Origin of the sequence: Streptomyces prasinopilosus (genome assembly GCF_001419695.1) — a bacterium.
Lineage (GTDB): Bacteria > Actinomycetota > Actinomycetes > Streptomycetales > Streptomycetaceae > Streptomyces > Streptomyces prasinopilosus.
Genome location: NZ_LIRG01000074.1, coordinates 1 through 10,926, shown reverse-complemented (window position 1 = coordinate 10,926; position 10,926 = coordinate 1). Strand labels below are relative to the sequence as shown.

The 10,926-nt window shown below is 73.0% G+C and carries 10 protein-coding genes; 4 read left to right on the top strand and 6 right to left on the bottom strand.

Annotation, left to right across the window (positions count from 1 at the left end; translation table 11 throughout):
• Positions 1-406 precede the first annotated feature (406 nt).
• From AOK18_RS04705 to AOK18_RS04680, 6 genes are all read right to left on the bottom strand, one after another.
• Complete coding sequence (locus AOK18_RS04705; RefSeq protein WP_055693473.1) at positions 407-2,146, bottom strand: CocE/NonD family hydrolase; 1,740 nt, start codon at positions 2,144-2,146, stop codon at positions 407-409.
• Positions 2,147-2,194: 48 nt separating this feature from the next.
• On the bottom strand, positions 2,195-3,136 hold the full coding sequence (locus tag AOK18_RS04700) for an MBL fold metallo-hydrolase (RefSeq protein WP_055693472.1): 942 nt from the start codon (positions 3,134-3,136) through the stop codon (positions 2,195-2,197).
• Positions 3,137-3,171: 35 nt separating this feature from the next.
• Complete coding sequence (locus AOK18_RS04695) at positions 3,172-4,098, bottom strand: alpha/beta hydrolase (protein WP_055693471.1); 927 nt, start codon at positions 4,096-4,098, stop codon at positions 3,172-3,174.
• A 5-nt stretch (positions 4,099-4,103) separates the two neighbouring features.
• On the bottom strand, positions 4,104-5,219 hold the full coding sequence (locus tag AOK18_RS04690) for an FAD-dependent oxidoreductase (RefSeq protein ID WP_055572985.1): 1,116 nt from the start codon (positions 5,217-5,219) through the stop codon (positions 4,104-4,106).
• 201 nt (positions 5,220-5,420) lie between these two features.
• Complete coding sequence (locus tag AOK18_RS04685) at positions 5,421-6,380, bottom strand: phosphotriesterase family protein (protein WP_055572986.1); 960 nt, start codon at positions 6,378-6,380, stop codon at positions 5,421-5,423.
• Between the two features lie 48 nt (positions 6,381-6,428).
• Positions 6,429-7,403 (bottom strand): phosphotriesterase family protein, encoded by a 975-nt coding sequence (locus AOK18_RS04680; RefSeq protein WP_055693470.1) that lies wholly within the window; start codon positions 7,401-7,403, stop codon positions 6,429-6,431.
• A 413-nt stretch (positions 7,404-7,816) separates the two neighbouring features.
• Here AOK18_RS04680 and AOK18_RS35085 point away from each other — a divergent pair, with 413 nt between their 5' ends.
• The 4 genes from AOK18_RS35085 to AOK18_RS04660 all read left to right on the top strand — a co-directional run bounded on the left by AOK18_RS35085 (position 7,817) and on the right by AOK18_RS04660 (position 10,577).
• Positions 7,817-8,413, top strand: coding sequence for a gas vesicle protein (locus tag AOK18_RS35085; protein ID WP_276205338.1), 597 nt, complete (start codon positions 7,817-7,819; stop codon positions 8,411-8,413).
• On the top strand, positions 8,403-9,365 hold the full coding sequence (locus AOK18_RS04670; RefSeq protein WP_240503058.1) for a gas vesicle protein: 963 nt from the start codon (positions 8,403-8,405) through the stop codon (positions 9,363-9,365). Before AOK18_RS35085 ends, AOK18_RS04670 begins: the two co-directional genes overlap by 11 nt.
• A 61-nt stretch (positions 9,366-9,426) precedes the next feature.
• Positions 9,427-9,741 carry a gas vesicle protein K gene (locus AOK18_RS04665; RefSeq protein ID WP_055572988.1) on the top strand — a complete coding sequence of 105 codons (315 nt, stop codon included), beginning with the start codon at positions 9,427-9,429 and terminating at the stop codon, positions 9,739-9,741.
• Entirely contained in the window at positions 9,738-10,577 is an 840-nt protein-coding gene (locus AOK18_RS04660; protein WP_055693469.1) for a GvpL/GvpF family gas vesicle protein, read from the top strand. Before AOK18_RS04665 ends, AOK18_RS04660 begins: the two co-directional genes overlap by 4 nt.
• The last annotated feature ends 349 nt before the right edge of the window (positions 10,578-10,926 follow it).

Here is a 10,926-nt window from a genome sequence, read left to right as displayed (position 1 = left end):
AGCACCCCTCCCGGCTCGTGCTGCCGTTCACGAGGGCCACGGCGCCGGACGCGGCGCGGTAGGGCGCCGCCCGCGACCGCCGGGGAGAGCGGCGCGGCGGTCCCGGCGCCCCCTCAGGACACCGGCCGGACGGTGCGCGCACGGTCCGCGGGGCCGTCCCGGCGGCGTCGCCCTCCCGGGTCCCGTGGGTTCCGGGGGGTTCACGGTCCTCTCCCTCCCCCGAGGACCGTGAACCCCCCGGAACCCACGGGACCCGGGAGGGCGACGCCGCCGGGACGGCCCCGCGGACCGTGCGCGCACCGGACGGCCGGACGGCCCGCCGCGGGTGCGGCGGGCCGTCCGGCCGGTGTCCTGAGGGGGCGCCGGGACCGCCGCGCCGCTCTCCCCGGCGGTCGCGGGCGGCGCCCTACCGCGCCGCGTCCGGCGCCGTGGCCCTCGTGAACGGCAGGACGAGCCGGGAGGGGTGCTCGGCGTCGCGGTAGATCTTGTGGGTGACGGGGCGGCCCACCGGCAGGTGGAACGCGTCCGGCGGCAGCAGCGCGTTGTGCTCGTCGGCCAGCGGCTCGGCGTTGGAGAGTTCCGCGACCAGCTTGTGGCCCGGCAGGAACGTCGCCGCGAACGGGTAGACCCGCAGCACGTACTCCTCGATCCCGCCCGGCTCGACCGGCACCGCCCGGGTGTGCGGGTGGTGGGGGTCGCCCTCCGTGGTGCGCTCCTCGTCGAGCTCGCGGTGCGAGGCCTTGAGGTAGGCGGTGGTGATGAGTTGGCGCCCGCCGTTCGGGGCCTCGTCCCACATGCGCAGGATGAGGTTCGTGTCGGGCTGGTCGATCTCCACGAAGAGGTGCGCCGCGCCCTGGCCGATCATCTCGGTGGGCTCGGTGAACGGAGCGGTGCTCCAGCTGAGGATCTCCACCTTGTCGGTGACCGTCAGCGGCGCCTGGTAGAAGCCGTCGGGGGCGGCGTGCTCGGCGCCCATGAGCTCGGGCTCGAAGGACAACTTGTGGCGCGGGCGCAGGTAGAGCGGCCTGTGCTCCACGTCCTTCGGCGGCCACTGGGCGCCGGTGACGGTCTCGCGCGAGCCCTCGACGTGGACGGTGACGGCGGGCTCGTCCATGACCCCGTTGTCGACGCCCTTGAGCCAGTACTCGTACCAGCGGAACATCTTGTCGTGCTCCTCGACGAAGGGGCGCGACTGCATCGGCGGGTAGGGGCCGATGTCGAGCTTCTTCGGGCCCTTCAGCGCCTTGTACAGCTCGATGGTGCCGTCCATCGTCCAGCCGCGGCCCTGGTCGATCTGGAGCCAGACCGGGATGTCGACGGCGGGGGCGAGCGTGATCGGGTTGCGCTCCTCGTACCAGTCGCCGTCGACCTCGTTCATCACGATGTCGAACCAGGCCTCGTGGTTCTTCGGGTAGGTGAGCACGTGGACCAGGTTGGGCCAGGCGGCCACGTCCGGGTCCCGCAGCCGCTCGGCGACCTTCTCCTTGATCTCCTCGGGGGAGAAGGTCTCGAGCATGCGGGACTTGACGCCGTCGGTGAAGGCCCAGCCGGAGTCGCCGCCGCGGCCCTCGCGGGCGGCACGCGGCATGAACCACATGACGCCGCCGTGGTAGGTGGTCTCGTAGAAGTCGTAGTGGCCGCCGCTGACGAAGATCGCCTTGAGGCTCGGCGGCCGCTCGGCCGCCGCCAGCACCTGCATCGTGCCGAAGTAGGAGATGCCGATCATGCCGACGTTGCCGTCGCACCACGGCTGCCGCGCCACCCACTCGATGAAGTCGTACGCGTCCTGGCCCAGGGGGACGCCGCCGGCGTTGTAGTTGCCGATGTGCTCGCCCTCGGAGGCCCCGGAGCCGCGCAGGTCGCCGATGACGTGCACGTAGTCCTCCTGGACGACGCGCGCGATGTCACCGGCCTCGATGCAGCCGTCCCACATCGGGCTGGGGCGCCGCTGCGGCGGCGTGGTCAGCGCGAGGGCCTGCAGTTCCTTGCCGTACGGGCTGAGCGCCACGAGCGCCGGACGCGGCTTGTCGCCGACGCCGCTGTAGGTGTCGGCCGCCAGCGTGACGCCGTCGCGCATCGGGACGCGCAGATCCTTGCGGACGGCGATCTCCTGCCGGCCCGCCCGGATCGTCTGGAAGTCGGTCATGGGTGTGAAGCTCCTCCGGGGTCTGGGGGCGCCCCCCAGGACAGTGCGTTACGCGTTGGGGTGGTGCCGCGTGCGGTAGCCGTGCATCGACGTGAAGAACGGCGACGGCTCGAGCGTGGGGTCGCCGGTGTAGCCGAGTTCCCCGGCGGCGCGGGCGAACGGCGAGTACGGCGAGTCCGTCTCCCGCGGACCGGTCTCCAGGCAGCCGCGGGCGGCCGCGGCGACCCGGCCCTCGACGGCGAGGCTCTGCTCGAGGGCCTCCCGGGCCTGCGCGGCGTCGAGTTCGACGCCGTACGGGGTGCCGTCGGCGCGCCGGTAGGGGTGTCCGAGGTACAGGTGCCGCGGACGGACCTCGTCGCGCAGGTACTCCAGACTGGCGCGGTAGGCGGCCGGGTCCGTGTAGCCGGGGAAGCCGTTGGCGGCCCCGTGGACCTGCACGGAGTCGCCGACGAACACCGAGCGCTGCCCGTCGACGACGTAGGCGACCGAGCCGGGCGTGTGGCCCGGTGTCGAGTGCACCGAGACGGTGACGCCGCCGCCTAGGGAGAGGGTCTCGCCGCCCCTGACGAGCAGGGTGGGCTCCATCTCGCCGGAGATGACGGCGTTCGCGGCGGCCGTCACCTTCGCCTCTCCCTCCGGGTCGCCCAGGTAGCGGCCCCGGCCCGTGAGGTACTCCTCCACGTGGGCCCGCCGCGAGCGGAGCATCGGCGCGTCGGCTTCGTGGATCACCACCCGCGCCCGCCGGCCGGTGAGCTCCCACAGGGCGTGCGCCCCGCCGACGTGGTCGATGTGACCGTGGGTCAGCAGGATCCAGCGCACGTCCTCGATGCGGCGCCCGAGCGCCTCGAGGGCGGGAGCCATCCCTTCGGCGGGCGAGGAGCCGATCCCGGTGTCGACGATCGCCGGCTCGGGTGCGTCGACGAAGAAGCTGTAGAGACCGAACCGGCCCCACGGCGAGACCAGGGGGTGGACGGGGACTGCGTGCGTCATGGTCCTCTTTCCGAACTCGTACGCGGCCGGCCGGGTCAGCGCCGGCCGAGGAAGTCGCGCGTCTCCTCGAAGACCCGGTGGTACTCGGGGATCCAGGAGAAGTGCTGGACGAATCCGTGGCCCGCGCCCTCGTACCGGCTCACCGTCGCCTCCACGCCGGCCTCCTTCAGCCGCCGGCCGTAGAGCTCGCCCTCGTCGCGCATCGGGTCGTACTCCGCGGTGACGACGAGGGCCGGCGGCAGCCCGCGGAGGTCCGCCCGCTTGATCGGCGAGACGAGCGGGTCCGCGGGGTCGGCGCCGCTGTCGAGGTAGAAGGCGTTGAAGGGCTTCAGCCCCGCCGTCTCCAGCCCGTAGCCCACCGCGTTCTCCCGCAGCGAGGCATAGCGGTCGACGTCGAAGTCCAGGTCGAGCGAGGGGTAGTAGAGGATCTGGTGCGTGATCCGGTCGAACCCGTCGTCGTGCGCCCTGGCCGCGACCGCGGCGACGAAGGTGCCGCCGGAGCTGTCGCCGGCGAGGGCGAGGGTCGTGCCGTCCCAGCCCAGGAGGCCCTCGCCCTGTTCGGCGACCCAGCGCACGACCGCGTAGCAGTCGTCGAGACCGGCGGGGAAGGCGGCCTCGGGCGCCAGGCGGTAGCCGACGGAGACGACCTTGAGTCCGGTCTCCTTCGCCAGCGAGCGCGCGACGTGGTCGTGCGTGTCGAGGCTGCCGAGGAAGAAGGCGCCGCCGTGGAAGTAGACCAGTACGCCGTGGCGGTCGGCCTCGGCCGGCGTGTAGATCCGTACCGGCACCTCGCCCGACGCCGTCCGCGCGGTCACGTCCTCGACCGCGTGCAGCGGCAGGCGCTCCTCGGGGGGAGCGACGTGCGCCTCGTCCGCGGCGCGCAGGGCGACCGGGTCGAGCGGGCCCTGGGCGGGGGCCGGCAGGCCGACGAGGAACTCGGCGATCTCGGGGTGCAGGGGCATGTCCGTTACTCCTTCGGGGCGGCGGTGGTGGGCTTCTGGCCGGGGAAGACGTCCTCGATCTCCTCCTCGGACCAGCCCTGGCGCGAGATGGCCTGCAGCTTGTCCGTCTCCGGCTTGCGGGTGGCCTGGTAGCGGACCAGGGCCTCCTTCGGGGAGGGCGCGTCGCGCAGCGCGTCGGCCAGCGCGCCGGCGTCCTCGATGGCGGAGTTCGCGCCCTGGCCCTGGTGGTGCAGCATCGAGTGGGCGGCGTCGCCCAGCAGCACCACCGAGTCGGAGTGCCAGGTGTCGACCGGGTCGATGTCGTAGACCGCGCGGATGTTCACCGTGTCCATGTCCAGGCCGCGGGCGATGGCGACGAGGCGCTCGTCGAAGCCCTCCACCGTCGCCAGGATGTCGTCCTTGGTGACCTCGGGGTTCCAGGCGCTGTCCGGGCACAGCGCGGTGATGTCGAAGGACACCTGGTCCCGGTGGCGCAGCGGCAGCAGGTAGACCTTCGTGCCCCTGCCGATGTACATCCGCAGGTTGTCGTCGGTGACCATGCCGTGGGCGTCGTCGAGGGAGATGACCGCGCGGTAGGCGTGCTCGCCGGAGAAGACCGGGCCCTTGTCGCTGAACAGTTCCCTGCGCACCACCGACTTGATGCCGTCGGCCCCGACCACCAGGTCGGCCTCGACGGTCCTGCCGTTGGCGAAGGTCAGCACGGAGCGGTCGCCCTCGTCCCGGATGCCCTCCAGCTTGTGGCCGAGGTGCACCATGCCCTCGGGGAGCACGCCCAGCAGCGCCTCGATGAAGTCGCCGCGGTGGATCAGGTGGGTGTGGGTCTGCTCGCCGTCGGCCGGCCACGGCTCCTTCATGATCGGCTCACCGGTGGCGGTGAGGATCTCGAAGTACTCGCTGGGCGAGGTCACCTTCGCGATCGCGTCGAAGATGCCCCACTGGCGGAACCGGTTCATGGTGGCGGGACGCAGACCGATGCCGGCGCCGACCTCCCGGGTCCGGCTCGCCTGCTCGTAGACGTCGACCTGGGCGCCGAGCAGGCTCAGGGCCTTGGCCGCCGCCGCGCCGCCGTAACCCGCGCCGACGACGGCGATCTTCAGGTTCTTCAGTTCTGAGGTCTGCATGGTGGTTCTCTCTGATTCTGGGAGGTCACAAGACCGCGGAGAAAAGACCGTGGGGGGTGGGAGGTCTCCGGGGAGCCGGGAGGACTGCCGGGGTGGCCGGGAGCACTGCCGGAGCGCTGCCGGGGAGCCCTGAGGGGTGCCGGAGGGGTGCCGGAAAGGCGGGACAGGCTTCCGGAAGGGTGCCGGAGGCCTTTCGGAGGGTCAGGCGGGCTTCCGGAGGGTGAGGAAGTCGGCCGGGTTGTCGACGAAGATCGTCTTGATGGCGGCCTCGTCGAGACCGGCGGCGCGGAGGTCCGGGATGAGGTCCTCGAAGATGTAGTTGACGGTGTGGCCCTTCACGCCCGGCCAGCCCAGGGGGCTGCAGTTGGCGTCGGCGGAGGCGAGGACCTGGTGCAGCCGGCCGTCGCCGATGAACCGGAGGAAGTGGTCGAGGCGCTCCTGGCGGGGGCGGGCCCAGAACGGCGGGTCCGGCAGTTCGGTCTCGTAGCCGAAGGTGTCGAAGCCGATGCGGCCGCCCTGCTCCGCGATCCAGACGTCGCGCGTCCTGTCGGCGTTCACGCCGTCGTCGACGTGCCCGAACAGGACGCGGTCCAGGGGGAGGCCCTCTTCGTCGAAGATCGCGATCGCGTTCTCGGCGTCGATCGCGAGGTGGGTCAGGATCGGCACGCCCGTGGTGAGCGAGGCGCGGGCGGCGGCCCGGTAGATGCGCTTGTCCAGGTCCGTCATGCGGCCGCCGCGGCTCACGCCGACCTTGATGACGCCGGCGAGGCTGCCGGTGCCGCCGATGCCGACGGTGATCTCGTGGACGAACTGGCGGGTCAGGTAGTCCACGTCGGCCCGGGCGAAGTGCGGCAGGGCGGTGTCGCCGCCGACGAAGCCGGTGCAGGCGACGATGTGGACGCCGGTCTTCGCGGACAGCGACTTGTAGTAGTCGACGTCACGGCCGTTGCAGATGCCGGTCGCGTCGACGAAGGTGCCGCCGCCCAGCTCGTGGAACCTGCGCAGCTTCGGCACGGTCTCCTCGTACCGCTGCTCGGGGGTCTTCCACCACTTCGTGTCCAGCTCGGAGCCGGGCATGCCGTAGCCGATGTGCTCGTGGACGGCCACGAGACCCAGCTCCTCGGCCGGGATCTGCCCCAGGACGGTGTTCACCTTCGACACAACACTCACCTTTGAGAAAAGAGACTTGACGGTCGCCGACGGGGGCGCTCAGCGCGCCGACAGCAGGGCGCGCGGGTTCTCCACGAGAATCCGCCGCGTGTCCTCGTCGCCGAGACCCCGTGCCTTCAGGAGCGGGACGAAAGTGGTCAGGACGTAGCTGTAGGGCAGGTCGTTGCCGGGGTGGCCCTTGGCCACGCCGGTGGCGTTGCTCGAGAGCAGGATCCGGTCGCCGAAGCCGGCCCGCACGAGTTCGGCGACCAGGGCCGCGCGCTCGTCGTCGGTGAGGTGGGCGTCGTCCCGCGTGCCGACGTGGTCCAGGGCGACGTAGGCGCCGCGGCGGGCGATCCCGAGGGGGGCGCCGGCGGCGACGGCGTCCTTGCGGTCCAGTCCGCCCACGACGACGCGGTCGGCGGGCAGCTTCTCGTCCAGGACCACGTCGAGGTCGTGGAGGGCGTCGCTCCCGTAGCGGACGGAGAGCGCGACGCCGGTGCTCAGCGCGGTCCGGGCCGCGCCGCGGAACAGGCTCTCGTCGGTGGCCGTCATGCCCTCGCGGGTCGCGGCGGTGGCCACCAGGCCGGCGGCGCCGCGCCGCTCCACGCGGGGCACCACCATGCCCTCGGTGACCTCCCTGGTGAACAGGTCGGCGAACTTCTCGGCCGGCCACGGCGTCGGCGGGTCGGTCTGCGGCGTCAGGAAGTAGCCGCCGAGCATCTCCTCGGGGCCCTGGCCCGTCGAGGCGACGATGTGCACGCCGGTCGTCCGGGAGAGGGCCTCGTACAGCCGCACGTCCCGGCCGTGGAACATGCCGGTGCTGTCGACGATCGTTCCGCCGCCGTGGGCGCGGAAGTCCTTCAGCCCGGCGGCGAGCGTCTCGAAGATCTCGGCACGGTCGAGGGTGACGTCGTAGGCGTACTCCGCGCCCGGGACCACCGACAGCAGCGCCTCGTGGACCGACACGACACCCAGGTCCTCGGCTGCCACCGGGCCGAGGACGGTGTTCACGGTGTTGCTCTCGACGCTCATGCCTGCCTCACATGTCCGGGGTGGAGGTACACCGCAGGGGCGCACCGCACCCTTGTGGCTGGTGCCAAGGTAGCCATTCGCTTTACATCACGTCAATGAAACTGACACCACGAAAAAACACCTTACAAAGAGCGACCCCTGCGCCCGGCGCAGCCCGCCCGGCCTGCGGAGACGCTCCGGAAGACGGCCGGCACCACCCTCGCGGACCCTCTGTTACGAGCGTCTCACCTTGAGCAATATGACCGAATTGCCACTCATGCGCATCGGCGGCTCCGGCGCCCCGGCGTGGACGCGGGCCGCGCCGGCCGCCACCCGCTCCTGACGACCGGTCCGCCCGCGCGCCCCCGGCACCCGACCCGGGTGCGTCGGTGACCCGGGTGTGTAAGTGACGGGAGAGCGGACAGACGCGCGGAATGAGCAGCTACCCCGAGAGGATCCCCCCGAGCGACAGCGGATTCCCGTCCACGGTCTCCCGGCCCGTCCCGCCGCAGGGCGGAACGGCCGGCGCGGGCATGTCCCCGATGCAGCCGCGGCGGGACGGCGACGGCAGCCTCGCCCACGTGGTGGAGACCCTGCTGGACAAGGGCCTCGTGCTGAACGCCGACATCATGGTCTCGGTGGCCGGGGTGGAGCTGCTGGGCATCCGTCTGCGTGCGGCGCTGGCCTCCTTCGAGACGGCCGCCCGCTACGGACTGGAGTTCCCGTCCGGCACGGACACGGAGACCGCCGCGTGGCGCGACACGCGCGAGGAGAAGGAGAGCTGCCCGGCCTGCGGCAAGCGCTCCCCGGTGGAACAGCTGCTGGAGAAGTGGTGCCCCTGGTGCGGGTGGCTCAGCGCGCAGGCCCGGATGCGGGGCCGCTCCGAGGACGCGCAGCCGGCCGCGCTGACCGGGGGCCGGGAGGAGCCCACCGCCGACGACGCGGGCGGGAGCGACGGCGACGAGGAGCAGGACCGCCGGGCGGCCGAACCGTCCCCGGCCGAGGGCGAGGCGGAACGGCGTGACGGCTGACCTGTCCCCGATGCGCCCCACGCGGGATCCGCGGGTCACCCTGGACGACCTGCTGGAGGTCGTGCTGAACAAGGGCGCGGTCCTGCACCTGGACCTGATCGTCGCCGTGGCCGACATCCCGCTGATCGGCGTCTCCCTCCGGGCGGCCATCGCCGGGATGGAGACCATGCTGGAGTACGGGATGATGCGCCACTGGGACGAGGACACCCGCGCCTGGGCCGAGCGGTCCACCGCCCGCCGCGCCCTCGACCTGGAGGAGGACGAGAACATCGTCTGCCGGATGAGCGGCGGCCACCTCCTGACGGAGGGCCTCTACCACGGGTGGCGGCCCGGCACCGTCTACCTCACCGACCGCCGCCTGGTCGTCCTGCGGGACGAACCGCGGGAGATCCTGTGGGAGACCGGACTCGACGCCGTCACCGCCGTGCGGCTCGAACCGGAGGAGACGGTGGGGGGCGAGGAACGGCTGCGCCTGGACGTCGCCCTGGCCGACGGCGGTCAGGAGCGCCTCTCGGCGCGGGAGCCCGAAGAACTGCGCGCCCTCCTCACCGAGGCGTGCGCGGGCCGCCCGGGGCCCGCCCTCCCCTTCGCGTTCCGGTCCCCCGCCGAGGAGGATCCGCCTCTCGCCGAGGGGCACCTGTGGTACCACGAACCGCGCCGGGGCGGGCCGTTGTGGCGCGGCGGTCAGGGACGGCTGACCGGCGACCGGCTGGTCTGGAAGTCCCCCGTGGATTCCCGCCCGGCGCTCGTGCTGCCGCTGACGGACATCACCGCGGTGCGCCGGATCCCCGAGTACAGCCCCGCCGGGGAGGGCGGCGTCATCGCGGTGCGCACCGCCGCGGGCGACGAGGTGAGGCTGGCCGCGGACGATCCGGCGGCCTGGACGGAACGACTGCGCGCGACGGGATCCGCGACGGGCCCCGTCGCGGCGGCCGGACGGGTGACCGGGTGACCGGGCGACCGGGTACCCGGGTGAACGACCGAGCACGACAGCAGGAGGGTGGAGAGCCGACATGCCGTTGACCGTCGACGAGAAGAGCCTCAAGCACGGGGTGCTGTCCTTGGTGGTCACCCTGGTGGAGGTCATCCAGGAGGCGCTGGACCGCCAGGCGCTGCGCCGCATGAACGGCCACGACCTGACCCCGCAGGAGGCCGAACGCCTGGCGGACGCCCTGCTGGAACTGGACGAGGCGATGGAGCAGATCAAGGAGGACCACGGCATCGTCTCCTCCGTCGCCGACCTGCACCGGGGACTGGACGAAGTGGTCGACGACGTCGTGGACAAGCTGATCAACCCGCGGCGCTGGGCGGAGGAGGCGGGCGGATGACCGAGCACACGGCGCTGTACGTGTACGCGCTGCTCCCCGACCGGCCGGACGCGGCCGACGGCGTCACCGGGATCGACGGCCGCCCCCTGCGGCTGGTGCGCGTCCCCGGCACCTCCGTCGCGGCACTGGTGCACGACGCCGCGCCGACCCCCCTCGAGGGCGGCGACGACCAGGTGCGCCGCTGGGTGGAGGAGCAGAGCCGGGCGGTGGACACCGTGTGGGAACGCACCGGCAGCGTCCTGCCGATGACCTTCAACGTCCTGGTCGCCGCCGAGCCGTCGCCCGAGGACGGGGACGCGGCCGGGCCCGCGGCCGGACGGAGCGCCGAACAGCGCCTGGTCGAGTGGGTCACCGAGCAGGCGGCCGACATCGGGGGCCAGTTGGAGAACCTGGCCGGCCGGTGCGAACTGCGGGTCGACATCACCGTGGACCGTACGGCCGCCACCGCGGGCGGTGCGGGGGAGGACGCGCCGGAGGGCGGGCCCGACGGTCTGTCACCCGGCATGCGCAGGCTGATGGCCAAGCAGCGGGAGCACCGGGCCCGCGCCACGGCCGGACAGCTCGCCGACACCCTGCACGCCGAGACCAGGCAGCGCCTGCTGGCCGTCGCCGAGGACTACCGCGACCGCGGCCCTACCCACCGGGTCGCGGGCGAGACGGACGTCCTGTGCGCCGCCCTGCTCGTCCGGCGGGAGGACATCGACGCCGTCGGCACCGTGCTGACCGAACTGCGGGCCCGGCAGCCCGCCGTCCGCGTCCGCTTCCTGGGCCCCTGGCCCCCGTACTCCTTCATCGACACCGCCCACCGCGCCCGCGCGGAGGAGATGGCGCCCTGAGCGGCCGTGGACCCACGGAGCCCTTCGGCGCGCGCCGGCGCGCCCCGGAGCGAGGAGAGCGGCGGCGGGGAGCGGGGCTGCGGACGCGCCCCGCTCCCCGGGGGACCGCCTGTCGCGCCGCCGGCGGGCGGGGGACGGTCGTTCCGGCTGACCCCCCGCACCGACGACTCGGCCCTCCCGCCCGCCTTCGACACCGCGGGCCGGTGACCTTGACGCGGGCGCGGACATCGATCGGGACGGAGCGCCCGAAGGCCCGCCCGCCCGTCGACGAGGGCTTCGCGAGGGCGGGGAGCGGGCCGGGGCTCTGATCGTTCCGGTCGCCACCGAGCCGGTGGCGACCGGAACGATC

What these genes read in the sequence shown, in the direction of transcription:
- AOK18_RS04660 (WP_055693469.1), top strand. Translation starts at nt 9,738, where the DNA reads ATGACCGAGCACACGGCGCTGTACGTGTACGCGCTGCTCCCCGACCGG.
- AOK18_RS04690 (WP_055572985.1), bottom strand. Translation starts at nt 5,219, where the DNA reads ATGCAGACCTCAGAACTGAAGAACCTGAAGATCGCCGTCGTCGGCGCG.
- AOK18_RS04665 (WP_055572988.1), top strand. Translation starts at nt 9,427, where the DNA reads ATGCCGTTGACCGTCGACGAGAAGAGCCTCAAGCACGGGGTGCTGTCC.
- AOK18_RS35085 (WP_276205338.1), top strand. Translation starts at nt 7,817, where the DNA reads ATGAGCAGCTACCCCGAGAGGATCCCCCCGAGCGACAGCGGATTCCCG.
- AOK18_RS04705 (WP_055693473.1), bottom strand. Translation starts at nt 2,146, where the DNA reads ATGACCGACTTCCAGACGATCCGGGCGGGCCGGCAGGAGATCGCCGTC.
- AOK18_RS04695 (WP_055693471.1), bottom strand. Translation starts at nt 4,098, where the DNA reads ATGCCCCTGCACCCCGAGATCGCCGAGTTCCTCGTCGGCCTGCCGGCC.
- AOK18_RS04680 (WP_055693470.1), bottom strand. Translation starts at nt 7,403, where the DNA reads ATGAGCGTCGAGAGCAACACCGTGAACACCGTCCTCGGCCCGGTGGCA.
- AOK18_RS04700 (WP_055693472.1), bottom strand. Translation starts at nt 3,136, where the DNA reads ATGACGCACGCAGTCCCCGTCCACCCCCTGGTCTCGCCGTGGGGCCGG.